At 69.8% G+C, this 16,912-nt stretch carries 18 protein-coding genes and 2 tRNA genes; 10 read left to right on the top strand and 10 right to left on the bottom strand.

What is annotated here, in order from left to right; translation table 11 throughout:
- Positions 1–100: 100 nt before the first annotated feature.
- Positions 101–673, top strand: a complete 573-nt coding sequence (locus Ari01nite_RS19470; protein WP_438872198.1) for a DciA family protein — start codon at positions 101–103, stop codon at positions 671–673.
- A 133-nt stretch (positions 674–806) separates the two neighbouring features.
- On the opposite strand, the gene Ari01nite_RS19465 is transcribed toward Ari01nite_RS19470, so the two are convergent.
- Entirely contained in the window at positions 807–1,373 is a 567-nt protein-coding gene (locus Ari01nite_RS19465; protein WP_203782692.1) for a hypothetical protein, read from the bottom strand.
- Between the two features lie 570 nt (positions 1,374–1,943).
- Between Ari01nite_RS19465 and gyrB the strand changes: the two genes are divergently transcribed.
- The 6 genes from gyrB (at position 1,944) to Ari01nite_RS19440 (ending at position 8,006) form a co-directional block, all read left to right on the top strand.
- Entirely contained in the window at positions 1,944–3,896 is a 1,953-nt protein-coding gene (gene gyrB / locus Ari01nite_RS19460) for a DNA topoisomerase (ATP-hydrolyzing) subunit B (RefSeq protein WP_203782691.1), read from the top strand.
- Between the two features lie 116 nt (positions 3,897–4,012).
- Positions 4,013–6,526 carry a DNA gyrase subunit A gene (gene gyrA, locus Ari01nite_RS19455; protein WP_203782690.1) on the top strand — a complete coding sequence of 838 codons (2,514 nt, stop codon included), beginning with the start codon at positions 4,013–4,015 and terminating at the stop codon, positions 6,524–6,526.
- Positions 6,527–6,529: 3 nt separating this feature from the next.
- Complete coding sequence (locus Ari01nite_RS19450) at positions 6,530–7,438, top strand: DUF3566 domain-containing protein (protein WP_203782689.1); 909 nt, start codon at positions 6,530–6,532, stop codon at positions 7,436–7,438.
- A gap of 73 nt (positions 7,439–7,511) precedes the next feature.
- A tRNA-Ile gene (locus Ari01nite_RS19445) sits at positions 7,512–7,585 on the top strand.
- A gap of 214 nt (positions 7,586–7,799) precedes the next feature.
- On the top strand, positions 7,800–7,928 hold the full coding sequence (locus Ari01nite_RS49920; RefSeq protein WP_239162850.1) for a DLW-39 family protein: 129 nt from the start codon (positions 7,800–7,802) through the stop codon (positions 7,926–7,928).
- A gap of 5 nt (positions 7,929–7,933) precedes the next feature.
- Positions 7,934–8,006 (top strand) — tRNA-Ala (locus tag Ari01nite_RS19440).
- Here Ari01nite_RS19440 and Ari01nite_RS19435 read toward each other — a convergent pair.
- The 5 genes from Ari01nite_RS19435 to Ari01nite_RS19415 form a co-directional block, all read right to left on the bottom strand.
- Positions 7,988–8,839 carry an alpha/beta fold hydrolase gene (locus tag Ari01nite_RS19435; RefSeq protein WP_203782688.1) on the bottom strand — a complete coding sequence of 284 codons (852 nt, stop codon included), beginning with the start codon at positions 8,837–8,839 and terminating at the stop codon, positions 7,988–7,990. The two genes, Ari01nite_RS19440 and Ari01nite_RS19435, sit on opposite strands and share 19 nt — an antisense overlap.
- A gap of 162 nt (positions 8,840–9,001) precedes the next feature.
- Positions 9,002–9,397 (bottom strand): NUDIX domain-containing protein, encoded by a 396-nt coding sequence (locus tag Ari01nite_RS19430; protein ID WP_203782687.1) that lies wholly within the window; start codon positions 9,395–9,397, stop codon positions 9,002–9,004.
- Positions 9,398–9,515: 118 nt separating this feature from the next.
- Positions 9,516–10,049 carry a helix-turn-helix domain-containing protein gene (locus Ari01nite_RS19425; RefSeq protein WP_203782694.1) on the bottom strand — a complete coding sequence of 178 codons (534 nt, stop codon included), beginning with the start codon at positions 10,047–10,049 and terminating at the stop codon, positions 9,516–9,518.
- Positions 10,050–10,116: 67 nt separating this feature from the next.
- On the bottom strand, positions 10,117–10,803 hold the full coding sequence (locus Ari01nite_RS19420) for a DUF6461 domain-containing protein (RefSeq protein ID WP_203782686.1): 687 nt from the start codon (positions 10,801–10,803) through the stop codon (positions 10,117–10,119).
- Positions 10,804–10,899: 96 nt separating this feature from the next.
- Positions 10,900–11,328: a hypothetical protein gene (locus Ari01nite_RS19415; RefSeq protein WP_203782685.1), complete on the bottom strand. Its 429-nt coding sequence runs from the start codon at positions 11,326–11,328 to the stop codon at positions 10,900–10,902.
- A gap of 105 nt (positions 11,329–11,433) precedes the next feature.
- Here Ari01nite_RS19415 and Ari01nite_RS19410 point away from each other — a divergent pair, with 105 nt between their 5' ends.
- Together Ari01nite_RS19410 and Ari01nite_RS19405 are read left to right on the top strand one after the other, a co-directional pair.
- Positions 11,434–12,180 (top strand): SDR family oxidoreductase, encoded by a 747-nt coding sequence (locus Ari01nite_RS19410; protein WP_203782684.1) that lies wholly within the window; start codon positions 11,434–11,436, stop codon positions 12,178–12,180.
- 18 nt (positions 12,181–12,198) lie between these two features.
- A complete protein-coding gene (locus Ari01nite_RS19405) occupies positions 12,199–12,750 on the top strand; it encodes a YbaK/EbsC family protein (protein WP_203782683.1) in 552 nt (183 codons plus the stop codon).
- 28 nt (positions 12,751–12,778) lie between these two features.
- On the opposite strand, the gene Ari01nite_RS19400 is transcribed toward Ari01nite_RS19405, so the two are convergent.
- Genes Ari01nite_RS19400 through Ari01nite_RS19385 form a run of 4 tightly spaced genes read right to left on the bottom strand, consistent with a single transcriptional unit; the run spans position 12,779 to position 16,054 of the window.
- Complete coding sequence (locus Ari01nite_RS19400) at positions 12,779–13,420, bottom strand: DsbA family oxidoreductase (protein ID WP_203782682.1); 642 nt, start codon at positions 13,418–13,420, stop codon at positions 12,779–12,781.
- A 12-nt stretch (positions 13,421–13,432) separates the two neighbouring features.
- Entirely contained in the window at positions 13,433–13,864 is a 432-nt protein-coding gene (locus Ari01nite_RS19395; protein WP_438872199.1) for a SufE family protein, read from the bottom strand.
- Between the two features lie 32 nt (positions 13,865–13,896).
- Positions 13,897–14,289 carry a CBS domain-containing protein gene (locus tag Ari01nite_RS19390; protein WP_203782680.1) on the bottom strand — a complete coding sequence of 131 codons (393 nt, stop codon included), beginning with the start codon at positions 14,287–14,289 and terminating at the stop codon, positions 13,897–13,899.
- 31 nt (positions 14,290–14,320) lie between these two features.
- Positions 14,321–16,054 (bottom strand): proline--tRNA ligase, encoded by a 1,734-nt coding sequence (locus tag Ari01nite_RS19385; protein ID WP_203782679.1) that lies wholly within the window; start codon positions 16,052–16,054, stop codon positions 14,321–14,323.
- A 102-nt stretch (positions 16,055–16,156) separates the two neighbouring features.
- On the opposite strand from Ari01nite_RS19385, the gene Ari01nite_RS19380 reads away from it, so the two are divergent.
- On the top strand, positions 16,157–16,912 hold a 756-nt coding region (locus tag Ari01nite_RS19380), incomplete at its 3' end, for an SGNH/GDSL hydrolase family protein (RefSeq protein ID WP_203782678.1).

The following is a 16,912-nucleotide window of genomic DNA, read 5'->3' as shown; positions in this document are numbered from 1 at the left end:
TGGGCCGCAGGCCGGATCGTCGGCCGGGTCGCGAGCTGGATCCGCCCGATCCGGCCCAGCCGGGCGGAACCGTGCGGCTAGCGGATCTGAGCGGCCCGCTGTGCCGTCCCAACCCGCCGGGGCACCCCCCGGGGTGGATCAAGGCGGTTCGGGGGCGGAGGGAGGCGCTGAGGGCGTTTCCGGGCCCGAGCTGGCGCGCGCGGTGGTCGATGCGGCACTGGCCAAGCGGCGGGCCGCCGCGCAGAGCCCGCGCCGGCGCGGCAACGGCGGCGAGACCGGCCGGCGGCTTCGCGGCTATTCCGGTCCCGGTCCCGACCCGCGCGACCCGCAGCTGTTCGGCGCGGTGCTGGACCGGCTCATGAAGGCCCGCGGCTGGGAGAAACCCAAGGCCGAGGCCACCGTCTTCGGCGCCTGGGAACGGGTGGTCGGTCCGGACATCGCCAAGCACAGCCGCCCGGTCAAGCTCGACGGCGGCGTCCTCACGGTCGAGGCCGAGTCGACCGCGTGGGCCACTCAGCTGCGACTACTGGCCGCGACGCTGCTGCGGAACATCGCCTCCGAGGTGGGCCACAACGTCGTCACCAAGCTCAACATCCACGGGCCGGCCGCGCCGTCGTGGACCCGCGGACCGCGCCGGGTGCAGGGGCGCGGGCCGCGGGACACCTACGGCTGAGGGCCGCGGCCGCCCGCCCGGCCCGCCGGGACAGCCCGGCGGCCGCGTGCGGAGCGGGACCACGACGCAGCCGGGCGTGTGCCCCGGGACTCGTGCTCGCGCGTACGCCCTGAGGTTTGGTTTGGGCTTTTGCTCAGTAATCGGCGAAAACGGCGAAACCCCGGTCCGCGCAGCGACGGTAGAACCCGGCGAGGATGGCCAGCTCGGAGCGGGCGAAACTCCAGTGCGGGGCGTTGCCGGCGTCGTCGCGGAGGGCGGACAGGCGGTTCTCCAGCCAGCGCAACTGCTGATCGGGGAGCCGGCCCTGGGCCACGGCGGCGCGCATCACCTCACCGACCGTGTCGAAGGTGACCAGGTCGCCCAGGTGCTCGTGGCCCTCGACGAAGCGCTCCAGACCGCCGGCGATCCACGCACAGCCGTCCGGGTCGATCACCGGATCCTCGTCCTCGGCGGCGGCATCCGTGGCGTAGAGCACGCCGTCCAAGCCCAAAAGCAGATCAACAAGCTCCGTGTACGCCGTGGCGCGCACCGTGCCGGTCTTGGCGATGTGCAGTGCCAGGGCACCGGTGGGCGCGGCGATCTCCGGAGCGTCGGCGACCGCCCCGAAGTCGACGAACTCGGCGGGAGCCACCGGGTCGTAGTACTGGTTCGTCCGCGGCCAGTGCACCGCGACGTTCTCCAGCCCCTTGTCGTGCGCCATGGGGGCCACCCCTCCTCGACCTGCCTCGCAGACCCTTCCGCGGCGGACAACCCATGCAAACCCGCCATATGACGTCCGGCCATGCACCGGTCCGCGCGGGCGAGGTTACGACACCACGGCCCGGTGCTGTGAGGCAGTGTCGCAGCGCGTGGCCATAAGGTCCGGCAGGCGCGCTGTTGCGATCGACAGCCGGATCAGTTGTCGTTGCGTTGGACGTCTGTTCCGTGTAGGGGGAGACGTGGGTGGCGGCCTCAACGGCGCTACGGCAATCTGAGGCACCCGGAAGGGGTGCCGGACCCTCGCCAACTCGCTCCGGCGGAGTAGAATCGAGGCCGACCGGAAAAACTGTGTACGGCGACGACCTGACGACGGCTGTCGTCACGCTACGCGGTTTTTCCAGCCGATCACGATCCGCGGGCCTGCCGCGGCGACCGGCGCGCACGGTTCCACCGGTGGTCCGCTTCTCCCCGCGGGTGTCATCTGTGGTCTGCCATGCCCGCCGGCCGCTCGCCGTGCGTCCGCCAACCCCGTTGCGGGGCCCCCGGGCCCGGCGCGAGAAAGTGGCCGAGGGTGGCAGAGAAAAAGCAGGAGTACGGTGCCGAGTCCATCACCGTTCTGGAGGGTCTCGAAGCGGTCCGCAAGCGCCCCGGTATGTACATCGGCTCCACCGGCGAGCGTGGCCTGCACCACCTGGTCCAGGAAGTTGTGGACAACGCGGTGGACGAGGCGATGGCCGGTCACTGCGACACCATCGAGGTGGTCCTGCTCCCCGACGGCGGCGTCTCCGTCACCGACAACGGCCGAGGCTTCCCCGTCGACCTGCACCCCAAGCTCAAGAAGCCCGGCGTCGAGGTGGCGCTGACCGTGCTGCACGCCGGCGGCAAGTTCGACGGCAAGGCGTACGCGGTCTCCGGTGGTCTGCACGGCGTCGGCGTGTCCGTCGTGAACGCGCTCTCCACGCGGATGTTCGTCGAGATCCACAAGTCCGGCCACGTCTGGCGGCAGACGTACAACGCCATGAAGCCCGGCCCGCTGGAGAAGGGCGAGACCACCGACCACACCGGGTCGACGGTGCAGTTCTGGCCCGACGCGACGATCTTCGAGACGGTTGAGTTCGACTTCCAGACCATCTACCGCCGGCTCCAGGAGATGGCCTTCCTCAACCGTGGCCTCACCATCACCCTGACCGACCAGCGCCCCGAGCAGGTCGACGACAACGGCGAGGCCCGCTCGGTCCGGTTCATGTACGCGGGCGGCATCGCCGACTTCGTCCGCCACCTCAACGCCACCAAGAGCCCGATCCACAAGACGGTGATCGAGTACGGCGCCGAGGCGCCCGAGGAGGGCATGGCCATCGAGGTCGCCATGCAGTGGAACGAGTCGTACGGCGAATCGGTCTACACGTTCGCCAACACGATCAACACGCATGAGGGCGGCACCCACGAGGAGGGCTTCCGGGCCGCGCTGACCGGCATCGTCAACCGGTACGGCACCGAGAAGAAGTTCCTCAAGAGCGACGAGAAGCTCTCCGGCGAGGACATCCGCGAGGGTCTCGCCGCGATCATCTCGGTCAAGCTGGCCAACCCGCAGTTCGAGGGCCAGACCAAGACCAAGCTCGGCAACACCGACATGAAGAGCTTCGTCCAGCGGGTCGCCAACGAGCAGATCGCGGACTGGTTCGACCGCAACCCGGCGGACGCCAAGCTGATCATCACGAAGGCGTCCCAGGCGGCCCGCGCCCGGATCGCCGCCCAGCAGGCCCGCAAGCTGGCCCGGCGCAAGTCGCTGCTGGAGTCCGGCTCGATGCCCGGCAAGCTGGCCGACTGCCAGTCCACCGACCCGCGGGTGTGCGAGCTGTTCATCGTCGAGGGCGACTCGGCCGGCGGCTCGGCCAAGCAGGGCCGGGACAGCGCCATCCAGGCCATCCTGCCGATCCGCGGCAAGATCCTGAACGTGGAGAAGGCCCGTATCGACCGGGTGCTCAAGAACAACGAGGTCCAGTCGCTGATCACCGCGCTGGGCACCGGCATCCACGACGACTTCGACATCGCCAAGCTGCGCTACCACAAGATCGTGCTGATGGCCGACGCCGACGTCGACGGCCAGCACATCCAGACGCTGTTGCTCACCCTGCTGTTCCGCTTCATGCGGCCGCTGGTCGAGCAGGGTCACGTCTACCTGGCGGCACCGCCGCTTTACAAGATCAAGTGGAACAAGCGCGGCGACGACGCGCAGTACGCCTACTCCGACCGGGAGCGGGATGGGCTGATCGCGCTGCGCCAGCAGAAGAAGGCGAACGCGAAGCCGGACGACATCCAGCGGTTCAAGGGCCTCGGCGAGATGAACTTCCACGAGCTGTGGGACACGACGATGGATCCGTCGACGCGCACGCTGCGTCAGGTCACGCTCGATGACGCCGCCACGGCCGACGAGTTGTTCAGCGTGCTGATGGGCGAGGACGTCGAGGCGCGGCGCTCGTTCATCCAGCGCAACGCCAAGGACGTGCGGTTCCTCGACATCTGACGGTGGCGGTTACCCACCGCTATCCACAGCGTCCACCGACTTTCCACAACGTTATCCACAGCGAGATGCGTGCTTTAGCCGTACTTGTCTGGTTTCACCTTGAGTAAGGGTTAACTGTGACTGACACTCCCGAACCCCCCGGCGGCGACGATTCCCAGGAGGACAACGGCGGAGGTGTAACCCAGCGAGTCGAGCCCGTCGGCCTCGAGGTCGAGATGCAGCGCTCGTACCTCGACTACGCGATGAGCGTGATCGTGGGCCGGGCGCTGCCCGACGTCCGGGACGGCCTCAAGCCGGTACACCGCAAGATCCTGTACGCGATGTACGACGCCGGCTTCCGCCCCGACCGCGGGTACGTGAAGTGCGCCCGCGTCGTCGGCGACGTGATGGGCAACTACCACCCGCACGGCGACTCGTCGATCTACGACGCCCTGGTGCGGATGGGGCAGCCGTGGTCCTTGCGCTATCCGCTGATCGACGGCAACGGCAACTTCGGATCGCCGGGCAACGATCCGCCGGCCGCCATGAGATACACCGAGTCGAAGCTGTCGCCGCTGGCGATGGAGATGCTCCGGGACATCGACGAAGACACCGTCGACATGCAGGACAACTACGACGGGCGTACGCAGGAGCCGACGATTCTGCCGGCGCGGTTCCCCAACCTGCTGGTCAACGGCTCCGAGGGCATCGCGGTCGGCATGGCCACCAAGATTCCGCCGCACAACCTGCGGGAGATCGCGGCCGCCGTGCAGTGGGCGCTGGACAACCCGGAGGCGGACGAGGCGGAAACCCTTGAGGCCGTACTCGAAGTGGTCAAGGGGCCGGACTTCCCGACCAGGGGCCTGATCGTCGGTCAGCAGGCGATCCAGGACGCGTACCGGACCGGCCGGGGCTCGATCCGGATGCGGGCCGTGGTCGAGGTCGAGGAGGACCCGCGCGGCCGGCCCTGTCTCGTGGTCACCGAGCTGCCGTACCAGGTGAACCCGGACAACCTCGCCGAGCGGGTCGCGGAGCTGGTCAAGGAGGGCAAGCTCACCGGGATCGCGGACATCCGGGACGAGTCCTCCGGGCGTACCGGAATGCGCTTGATCTTGGTTTTGAAGCGCGACGCGGTCGCCAAGGTGGTGCTGAACAACCTCTACAAGCACACCCAGCTGCAGGAGACGTTCGGCGCCAACATGCTGGCGCTGGTCGACGGGGTGCCGCGCACGCTGAACCTGGCGCAGTTCATCCGCTACTACGTCGACCACCAGATCGAGGTCATCCGCAGGCGTACCGCGTACCGGTTGCGCAAGGCCGAGGAGCGGGCGCACATCCTGCGCGGCCTGGTGAAGGCCCTGGACGCGCTGGACGAGGTGATCGCCCTGATCCGGCGGTCGCCGACCGTGGAGGACGCGCGGGCCGGCCTGATCCAGCTGCTCGACATCGACGAGGTGCAGGCCGGGGCCATCCTCGACATGCAGCTGCGCCGGCTGGCGGCACTTGAGCGACAGAAGATCATCGACGAGTTGGCGAAGATCGAGATCGAGATCGCCGACCTCAAGGACATCCTCGCGAAGCCGGAGCGGCAGCGGGCGATCGTCTCCGAGGAGCTCGGCGAGATCGTGCAGAAGTTTGGTGATGACCGCCTTACGCAGATCATCCCGTTTGATGGTGAAGTCTCGATGGAGGACCTCATCGCCCGCGAGGACGTTGTGGCGACCATCACACGGACCGGATACGCGAAGCGTACGAAGGTCGACATGTACCGGTCGCAGAAGCGCGGCGGCAAGGGAGTCAGCGGCGCCACGCTGCGGCAGGACGACATCGTGTCGCACTTCTTCGTGATCTCGACGCACGACTGGATTCTGTTCTTCACCAACAAGGGCCGGGTCTATCGGGCGAAGGCGTACGAACTGCCCGAGGCCAGCCGCGTGGCGAAGGGTCAGCACGTCGCGAACCTGCTGGCGTTCCAGCCGGACGAGCACATCGCGCAGGTCATTCAGATCTCGAACTACGAGGTTGCGCCGTACCTTGTGCTCGCCACCAAGAATGGGCTCGTGAAGAAGACCCGTCTCGCCGAGTTTGACTCCAACCGCAGCGGTGGCATCATCGCCATCAACCTGCGGGAGGATGACGAGTTGGTGGGCGCGGCGCTGGCAGCATCGGAGAACGACCTGCTGCTCGTGTCCAAGAAAGCCCAGGCCATCCGCTTCAATGCGACCGACGAGGCGCTGCGGCCGATGGGCCGGGCCACGTCCGGTGTGATCGGCATGCGGTTCGGTGACAACGACGAGCTGCTCGCGATGGAGGTCGTACGCGAGGGCATGGATGTGTTGGTCGCCACCAACGGCGGGTATGCAAAGCGGACGCCGATCGAGGAGTATCCGGTACAGGGCCGGGGCGGCAAGGGCGTTCTCACCGCGAAAATCACGGAACGTCGTGGTGGACTGGTGGGGGCTCTCGTGATCAGCCCGGAGGATGAACTATTTGCCATCACCAGCAATGGTGGTGTCATCCGGACTCCCGTGAAGCCTGTACGGCGCACGCGGGATCGGAACACAATGGGGGTCAAGCTGATGGACCTCCCAGAAGGTGTAACCATCGTGGCGCTTGCTCGCAATGCCGACGAGCCTGACGAACAGGACTAGTTGATGCCGGAGACACAGGCGAAGTCGGGGACCTCGGGAGGCTCGACGACTCCGGACGAGGCGGCCAAGAAGGACGGCGCCGCCTCGAACGGGCGCGAATCCGCAGGTCGCTCCGCGGCCCCCGCCGATGCCCCGTCCCCGCCGAAGTTCACCCGGGCACCGGGAATGACCCCGCCGCCGAGTGAGCCGCCCGCCGACAGCGAGGGTTCGTCCGACGCGAAACGGCCCGCCGGGCCAGGTGCTGCCAAGCCCGCGGCAAAGGGCTCGGCCAGTGTGCCGATCGTCACGAAGGGCAAGGGCGCGGTTCCGGGCAGCACGCCGGCCGCCGCCCCGGCCCGGCCCGCGTCGGCGCCGCCCAGCACGGGTGCGCCGCAGCGTCCGGCCGGCGGCGCGCCGTCGCCGGCCCAGCCGGGTTCGGCGACCGGCGCCAAGCGGCAGCCCGGCAGCGTCACCGGTTCGGCCGCGGTGGGTGCCGCCCGGGTGTCCGAGGCGGTCCGCTCGGCTCGCTCCACGGTCACCTCGGCCGCGGCGCGCGGTCCGCGGCGGGCCCGGCTGAACCTCAAGCGGATCGATCCCTGGTCCGTCATGAAGTTCGCCTTCGCCGTCTCCGTCGTGCTGTTCATCGTCGTGGTCGTGGCCACCTCGGTGCTTTATCTCGCGCTGGACGCCATGGGTGTCTGGCAGGAGGTCAACAACAGCCTCAAGGAACTGGTGAGCGCCAGCGGCGGCACCGAGGCGTCCGGCGGCGGCGGTTTCCGCATCACCGCATGGGGCGTCATCGGCACGTCGATGCTCGTCGGCGCGGTCAACGTGGTGCTGTTCACCGCGCTGGCCACGCTGGGCGCGTTCATCTACAACGTCTGCGCCGACCTGGTCGGCGGCGTCGAACTGACGCTGGCCGAACGCGACTGACAACGTCACCGGGTTGCGGGCCCCCCGTTTTGGAGGCTCGCAACCCGGTGCGGTAACCTTCAGTCGCACTTACGGGGCTATAGCTCAGTCGGTTAGAGCGCAGAGCTGATAACTCTGAGGTCGCTGGTTCGATTCCAGCTAGCCCCACGAGTGACAAGGTGACCCCTGCCCGCAAACAGCGCGGGCCGGGGTCACTCGTCATGCTTTCTCCGGGGGCCGAGCCCCCGGAGGCCCCGCGATCTAACCGGTAACTGGCCGTAGGTGGTACCGGTAACTGGCCGTCGTTTGGTTACGGTCTCGGGGTGGCCGTTAACAGAATGCGGTCCGTGGACTGATCCGTAGACTGAGTGGGGTTACAGCCATGCTGAAGAAGCTCCTTATTCTGGCGGGGATCGTGGGGGCGGCGGCTCTGGTGGTCAAGAAGGTCAAGGCCTCCAGTGATGAGCGGGCGCTTTGGCACGAGGCGACCACCGCACCCGACCTGCGATAAAAAACGGGGCCCTAGCTCAACTGGCAGAGCACCGCCTTTGCAAGGCGGGGGTTAGGGGTTCAAGTCCCCTGGGCTCCACGAGAATGGCCACCGGCCAGCCACGCGATGAGTTTCTCCTCCTCGGCATTGCGTTCGAAACCGAGGTGGTCGCCGGGCACCACGACTAGCTCGGCCGTGCGGATGTGGTCGGCCAGCCATTGACTCTGAGCCGGCGGGATCAGCTCGTCGTCGCGGGCTGCCATGATCTGCACGGGCACCGCGATGTCGGCCACATTGAACCCCCACGGCCGGATCAGCGACAACTCGTCGTCGAGCATCCCGTCGATACCCTCCGCGGTGGCTTCCACCAGAGTCTCGGCCAGCATCTGGTGCACCGCGTCGGCTGTCTCGTCGGGCGGAAACGCCTCCCGCAGTCCGGCGGCCTCGGCCTGCAGCTTCGCGACCAGGGCATCGCCGCCCCGCTCGGTCACCCGCCAGTCCTCGGCGTCCTCGGGCGTCAGGCCGGCGAAGAAGTCGAGGTCCGGCTCGGCGTACGGGCCGACGCACACGACCGTCGCACCCCGGGTGACGCGCCTGCCGAGCATCGCGCATACCGCCAGCGCATGGGGACCACCGCCCGACACACCACATACCGCGAACCGGTCCAAGCCCAAGTGGTCAGCGATGACGGCGACGTCGGCCGCGGCGTGGGCGACCTGGCGGCCGGGCAATCGCGGGGAACGGCCATAGCCGGGCCGGTCGTAGGTGATAACTCGCACTCCGGCTCGCTCGTAGGTGCCGTCGACATGACGCATCAGCCGACTGCCGGGGGTGCCGTGCAGGTAGAACATCGGCGCACCGTCGGGCGGGCCCCACTGACACATCGCGAGTGCACGCCCATCCGGGGTGGCAACGACGCCGGTTTCGACCATGATGAAGACCCACAATCTTCGGCGGTACGCGTCAGGGTCGTTTCCGACCGGGTGCGGCCGTGCCCGGTGTGCCGGCGGGCCGTTGGTGGTTGCGCCCTGCCGGTCCGCTGCCGGGCTGTCCTGGTGGGTGCGGGTGCCGGCCGGAGCCCGGCCCCGCCCGCGTTATGTGGGAAGCACGACAATCATCGGCGGGACGGGTACGCCGGGGGTCTCGGTCGGGAAGTCGGGGGCCGGGAACCAGTCCAGGCCCAGCAGTTCCGGGCCGATGCCGTCGTCGGGGCCCAGGCGCGGCTCGCCGTCGGCGACCGTTACCGAGAAGACCGACGTCATGCCGGACGGGTACGGCATTTCCAGGACGTGGCGGGCTCCGCTGACCACTAGGCCCGTCTCCTCGAACACTTCGCGGCGCAGCGCCTCCTCGGCAGTCTCGCCGGGTTCCAGGCCGCCGCCGGGCAGCGTCCACCACTCGCCGCCACCGGATCGCCGGCTGCGCTCGTGCACCATCAGCACACGGCCGTCGCGGACGATCACGGCGGCGGCACGTCTTCGTTCGCTCACGCCACGCAGGCTAGCGGGCATAACAAATTCATGCTCATCGACTGTGGATAACTTCGGGAGCTATCGGTGGGTAAGCGGCGTGTTACTCACCGAATAGGACGAACGAGCGGCCTGTCGATCACACCGCGCGCATGACCCGCTCGACCGTTGCCATCGAAACTGGGCGGGCGCGGTCCTGCCGGCTCTCGGACAGCGCGGTCAGCACCGTCTGGCGTTCCTCTTCGGACAGAACGCCGGCGAACGGTGACGTCTCGCGCAACTCGATCGCGTATTCGGACGACGAGGTGAGGGCGTCCAGCACCGCCTCGGCGCCGGCGTCGAGAACCACCTGCCAACGGTCGAGCCACTCCCACTCCCGGCCCTCCGGGTGCAGTCGGCGCAACCGGCGCAGGTTGATCGTGGCGGCGGCCATCACCGAGGTCGGGTTGGCCACCAGTCTGCCGGCGATGGCCTGGTGCAGCCACAGCTGTTCGACCTGCTTGCGGGTCAACACCGGGCGGATCAGCGCCTCCACGTCCGACCGGCGGAGGCGGCGGTGACTGCCGTCGATGACGTACGGCAGCAGGCCACGCGCGCAGAGCCCAATGATGTGCTGCCGCGTGGTCCGCAGCATGATCGCGGCCTCGCCGATGCTCAGCAGGTCGGAGCGCATCGCCACGTTTGAATGTTCGCCTGCCGAGCCCGTGCATGCAATAACCGAACGGACATTGATTCTTTCATCACCCGCCAGGTGACACGGCCGTGAGCAGGTAGGTCCTGGTCCGCAGCAGATCTTGTGTCATCGGAATCTCGGTGAATCTCGCGGCCAGCGCGAAGGCCGCCTCGATCGCGACGGCCGGGTCGTCACCGGTGTCGAAGCCTACCGCGTCGATCGTCGGCTTGAGCTCGGCCGAACGGACACCGGAGATCTTGCCGGGTGCCGCCGGGTCGAAGTCGAGTTGGATCACGCCGTCCTCGACGACCAGGAACCGGCCGTGGCCGTCCTCGCCGCGCTGATGCGAGATCAGCCGGGTGCCCCGGGACAGCGGCAGCACCACGGCGTCGGTGGCACCGAGGTCGCCGCGGTCCTCGACGATCAGCGACCAGTCGTCGGCCCGGGCGACCCCGATGAAGTACCGGCCGGCGGCGCCGCGCTGGCCGTCACCCGAGCCGACCAGCTGCTGCCAGGTGACCTGCTGGAGTTCCTCGCCGTCCAGCCGGTCCAGCACCTCGGCGGGAGTCAGGTCGCGCACCCAGGTGAAGCAGAAACCCCGGCGGAGGTCGCGGTCGAGCGCGAACCACGAGTAGTCGCCGGCCACCGCGAGCCGCGGCGACGCGAGCGGCAGACCGGGCCGCCGCGAGGTGCAGCCGGCGAGACCGGCCACGGCGCCCGCCGCGGCCAGGCGCACGAAAGATCGACGACGCACGGCGACAGTAGATCAAACGACGTCGCCGTCCGGGAGCCGGAGGAGCACGCCATGCCCGGACCAGCGAGAACGCTGGGGTGGGCTGGCCCGAGCGAGCTACGCCTGGGGCAGGGGGACGTCGCGGGTCGGGGCCGGGGCGGGCTGGGTGAGGGTGGCGATCGTGCGGCGGCGCAGGGTCACGAAGTAGCCGCAGCTTGCGGCGTAGCCGATGGTCAGCGCCAGGCCGACGGCACGCACCGGCATCGGGCTCGATCCGATGATCGTCATGATCAGTGCGGCCTCGGCCCAGAAGCCGAGGAGGAACGTGTTGATGGAGTCCTGGCGGGCCCAGCCGGCCACCCGGCGCTCGGCCTGCCGCCGGATCTCGACCACCAGCGCGTGGCTCATGCCTAGGGCTAGCAGCCCGAGCAGCACCGTCGCGAAGATCGAGTGCGCGCCGCCGGCCACGGCCGCGACAGCGGTGCCGCCGGCAAGCAGCGCGAGACCGCTGACGGTCCCGATTCGTGCTGCGCGTCTCTCCTCCACACCCTCTGAAGGTCGGCAAGATCCGTCGAATTCTGAGACTTCGCGGTGACCGGAGACACGTCACGTGCCGGCTACGCCGATCGTCCCGTTGGTATGAGCGAAAACATGACGGTGCTGGTCACCGGAGCGAGCGGGACGCTGGGGTCTGCGGTGGTGCCGCGGCTGACCAAGGACGGATACCAGGTACGCCCGACGAGTCGCACGGCCCGGCCGGGCTGGGTCGCGGCCGACCTGCGTACCGGTGCCGGTCTGACCGAGGCGGTGCGCGGCGTCGACGCGATCGTGCACCTGGCCTCCTCGCCGGGCCGGCCGCAGAAGACCGACGTCGAGGGCACCCGCCTGCTGCTCGCCGCGGCCGCGGAGGCCGGGGTGCGGCGCGTGGTGTACGTCTCGATCGCCGGCATCGACCGCGTTCCGTACCGCTACTACCAGGCAAAGCTCGACACCGAGGCGGTCGTGCGGGCGAGTGGCGTGCCGTTCACGATCCTGCGGGCCACCCAGTTCCACCCGTTCGCCGAGATGCTGCTCTCGCTGCTGAGCAAGCTCGGCCCGCTGATCATCGACCCGGGGTGGCAGCTCCAGCCGGTCGCGATCGAGGACGTGGCCGACCGGATCGCCGACCTGCTCGCCGTTCCGCCGGCGGGGGAGACCACGGAGTTCGGCGGGCCGGAGGTGCTCGGCGGCGTCGAGGCGGCGAAGAGTTGGCTGGCGGCGCGCGGCTCGCGGCGGCCGGTGTGGGCCGTGCGGTTGCCGGGCAAGATGTCGCGGGGGATCCGGGCCGGCGGGCTGACCTCGACGGCGCCGGAGACCGGCACGATCGCGTGGCGCGACTACCTGGCCGCGAAATATTGAGCAAGGATAGCGGGCGTGATGGGAAGCCTTCAGCTGGAACCCGCCCGGTCCCGCCCCGATCTGCTGGCCACGCCGGTGAGCAAGGCACTCGCGATCTGGCCCGTCGACGCGCCGGTGGACGCCGACCAGGTGCTGGTGGCGCCGATCGATCCGGGGCTGGCCGACACCGCGGCGTTCTGCGAGGCGTACCAGGTCGGCTTGGAGGTCTCGGCGAACTGCGTGATCGTGGCGGGCCGGCGCGGCGAGGTGACCCGGTACGCGGCCTGCATCGTGCTCGCCACCACCCGGGCCGACGTCAACGGCGTGGTCCGGCGACACCTCGACGTCCGCAAATGCAGCTTCGCGCCGATGGACGAGGCCGTTCGGCTGACCGGGATGGAGTACGGCGGTATCACTCCGATCGGCCTGCCCGCCGACTGGCCGATCCTGGTCGATGCCCGGGTCGCCGCGACGCCGCACGTGATCGTCGGCTCCGGCGTACGGCATAGCAAAATCGCGGTGGCCGGACCGGCGCTGGGAGCCCTGCCCGGCGCCGAGGTGATCGACGGGCTGGCCAAGGAGATCAGTTAAGCCGGTCGATGCCGTTCCACGTGAAACCTCATCGACCGGCGTCGACCGCCTCGCGCCGGATGATCTCGTCGAGTGCGGCGCGCAGCGTGGCCGCTTCCTGGGCGCCCTGCACCGCGTACCTTCCGTCGATCACGAAGGTCGGCACGCTGGTGATGCCGAGGTCGCGGGCCTCGGCAAGGTCGGCCCGCACGGCGTCGCCGCCGGCCTCGGACTCGAGGTAACCGCGGGCCGCAGCTGGATCGAGACCGATCGAGCCGGCCACCCCGGCCAGCGCCGGGCGGGAGCCGAGGTCGACCCCGTCGGTGAAGTGCGCCCGCTGGAGCGCCTCCAGCATGTCGGCCTGCCGGTGCTGCCCGGCGGCCCAGGCGATCAGCCGGTGGCTGTCGAACGTGTTGGCCGCGATGGCCCGGTCGAAGTCGAGGTGCAGGCCGTCGCCGCGGCCGATGATGGTGACCTGCTCGAACATCTGGTCGGCGCGCTCCCGTCCGCCGAACTTGGCGGCCAGCGCCTCCTTGATCGGCAGACCCGGCGGCACCGGTGCCGGATCGAGCTGGAACGCCCGGTAGGTGATCGTCACGTCGGTGGGCAAGTCGGCCAGGGCCGTCTCGAGGCGCCGTTTGCCGAGGTAGCACCACGGGCAGATGACGTCGGACCAGACCTGGATCTCCACGAGCACTCCGGTTCAGCGGGGGTAGTCGGCGAGCTGGGCGGCGACCTGGCGCTTGAGCCGGGCCAGGATGGCCGTGCCGCCGCGGATGCGCAGCGGGCTGATCGCCTGGGCCAGGCCCATCCGGGCATACAGGTCCCCCGGTACCGCGAGGATCTCGGCCGTCGACGCGCCGGCCAGGCCGTCGGCCAGGATGCCGGCGAACGCCCGGGTGGTCGGCGCCTCCGGTGGGCAGTCGAACCAGGTGGTCACGGTGTCGTCGGGCTGGACGGTCGCCTTGAGAAAGAACGCCGTCTGGCACTCCGGGACCTGTTCCATGCCCTCGTGCCCGGCCAGGCCCGCGGGCAGCGGCGGCACCGCGTCGGCGAACTCGAGCAGCATCTCGAGCACGACCTCGCGGGGCGCCGAGGCGAACTCATCGACTATCTCGGCCAGCTTGGCGGGCATGTCGCTCACCAGATCGACAGTACGCGCCGGTGTCAGGCGGGCGCCGCCGTGGGAAGGAGGGCCACGTCACTCAGGCTGAGAATGCCCACCACGTTGCGGTCGGAGTCGCAAACCAGCAACCGGCGCACGCCGCGTTCGCGCATCGCCTGCACCGCCTCGTCCACAGTGGCCGACTGCTCCACCATGATCAGCTCGCGGGAGGTGATCGACCCGAGCGTCGTCGCTTTGGGCGGCAGGTCGGCCGCGATTGCCCGGACCACGATGTCCCGGTCGGTGACCACGCCGATCATGGTCGGGCCCTCGGTCACCACCACGTCGCCGATGCCCTGGTCGCGCATGGCCTGTGCGGCTTCGTCGAGCATCGTGCCCTCCGGGAGGTAGACGACCCTCCGGGTCATCACCTCGCCGACGAACGCCTTGGCCATGGCAGTTCCTCCCGCCTTCTAGAACTCGGTGTTACCCGAGTGAACTGGTGATTACACCTGTTATGTCCGAGATTGGCACGTCGGTGCGTTCGCCCGTCCGACGGTCGCGGTATTCCGCATACCCCTCGGCCAGGCGACGCCCGATCACCACGGTACGGCGGACGCCGATGAGTTCGGCATCGGTGAACTTCACGCCGGCCGACAGCTGCGGCCGGTCGTCCACCAGCACCCGCAGGCCGGCCGCCGCCAGCTGGCCGGCGACCTTGAGCGCCGCCGCGACCTGACCGTCCTTGCCGGCCGCCACCACGTGCACGTCGGCCGGCGCGACCTGATCGGGCCAGAGCAGGCCGCGGTCATCGTGGTGCTGCTCGGCGATCGCGGCCACCGCGCGGGACAGGCCGATGCCGTACGAGCCCATGGTCGGCCGGACCGGCTTGCCGTCGACGCCCAGCACGTCCACCTTGAACGCGTCGGTGTATCGCCGGCCGAGCTGGAAGATGTGCCCTATCTCAATGCCCCGGCGCATGGTCAGCGTGCCGTCCGCGCAGGACGGGCACGGGTCACCGGCCCGCACCTCGGCGGCCTCGACGGTGCCGTCGGGGGTGAAGTCGCGGCCGGCCACCACCCCGGTGGCGTGCCGGCCCGGCTCGTTGGCGCCGGTCAGCCAGGACGTGCCGGGCGACACTCGCGGGTCGGCCAGATAGCGCACCTTGAGGCCCTGCGGCCCGATGTAGCCGCGGACCAGGTCGGGCCGGGCCGCGAAGTCGTCGAACAGGGTCGCGGTGGCCGGCGACAGTGCCGCGTCGAGGCGCTTGAGGTCGACCTCGCGGTCACCGGGCACGCCGATCACCAGCAACTCGGCGTCGCGGCCCGGGTGGTGCACGGTGACCACGACGTTCTTAAGGGTGTCGGCCGCGATCCAGTCGGTGCGGCCGTCCAGGGCCCGGGCGTTGGCCAGGTCGACCAGCGCGGTGATGGTCGGGGTCTCCGGGGTGTCGTGCACCACCGGGACGCCTGCCGGGATCGGCGCGGCGGCCGGCGCTGGCGTCACCACCGCCTCGGTGTTGGCCGCGTAGTCGCACGCGGTGCAGCCGGCGAAGGTGTCCTCGCCCACGTCGGAGGCGGCCAGGAACTCCTCGGAGGCCGAGCCGCCCATCGCGCCGGACATGGCGGCGACGATCGTGTGCGACAGCCCGAGCCGGGCGAAGATCTGCTGGTACGCACCGCGGACGGCGGCGTAGGCCTCGGCCAGCGACTCGTCGGTGAGGCCGAACGAGTATGCGTCCTTCATCAGGAACTCGCGGCCGCGCAGCAGGCCGGCGCGCGGGCGGGCCTCGTCGCGGAACTTGGTCTGCACCTGGAACAGCAGCACCGGGAAGTCCCGATAGGAGCTGGTCATGTCCTGCACGAGCAGGGTGAACATCTCCTCGTGGGTGGGTGCCAGCAGGTAGTCGGCGCCGCGCCGGTCCTGGAGTGTGAACAGGTCGTCGCCGTACTCGGTCCAGCGGTTGCTCACCTCGTACGGGTCGCGGGGCAGCAGCGCCGGGAACGACACCTCCTGGCCGCCGATCGCGGCCATCTCGGAGCGCACCACCTCGGTGACCCGGTCCAGCACCAGCTTGCCGAGCGGCAGCCAGGTGTATCCGCCGGGGGCGGCGCGCCGGATGAAACCGGCCCGCAGCAGCAGCCGGTGGCTCGGCACCTCGGCGTCCGTCGGCTCCTCGCGCAGGGTCTTGAGCAGCAAGGTGGACATCCGCAACAGCATGCGAGCCAGCGTAGGCAGCCGGTACGACACTCGGCATTCCATTAAGCGGGTGTCGTCATCGTCACGCTGCTGTGCCGTCCGTGCGGGTGTAAAGCTGGGGCCATGAGCTGGCGCACCTTCGTGGCGATGGGGGACAGCTTCACCGAGGGGCTCAACGACGCGTACCCGGACGGCCGCTTCCGCGGCTGGGCCGACCTGGTGGCCGCCCGGCTCGCGGTCGACTCCGGACCCGACTTCGGCTATGCCAACCTGGCGATCCGCGGCCGGCTGCTCGGCCAGGTCGTCGACGAGCAGGTCGAGCCCGCCGTGTCGATGCGGCCCGACCTGGTCAGCCTCGCGGCCGGCGGCAACGACCTGCTGCGCCCGCGGGCCGACCCGCACGCCCTGGTGGCCCGGATGGAGCCGGCGATCGCCCGGTTGCGTGCCGAGGGCGCCGACGTGCTGCTGTTCCGGTTCGCCGACGTGTCGCACCTCCCGGCGCAGCGGATCATGGCGCCGCGGGCGGCGGCGCTCAACGACGGCATCGGCAGACTCGCCGAGCGGCACGGCGCATACCTGGTCGATCTGTTCGCCGACGACGCGTTCCGCAACCCGCACCTGTGGTCGCCGGACCGGCTGCACCTGTCCCCGGCCGGGCACCGGCGGGTCGCCGCCCTGGTGCTGACCGTGCTGGGCGTCGGGGTGGACGAGGAGTGGCTGCTGGTGCCGCCGATGCCCGAGCCGACCCCGTGGCTGCTGGCCCGCGGCGCCGACCTGCGGTGGGCCCGCGAGCACCTGGTGCCCTGGGTGGGCCGGCACCTGCGCGGTCAGTCCAGCGGCGACCTGATCAGGGCCAAGCGGCCAGCACTGGCCCCGGTC

This window comes from Paractinoplanes rishiriensis (assembly GCF_016862375.1).
In the GTDB taxonomy this organism is placed as follows: Bacteria; Actinomycetota; Actinomycetes; order Mycobacteriales; family Micromonosporaceae; genus Actinoplanes; species Actinoplanes rishiriensis.
This window is presented reverse-complemented; position numbering and strand designations above follow the sequence as displayed.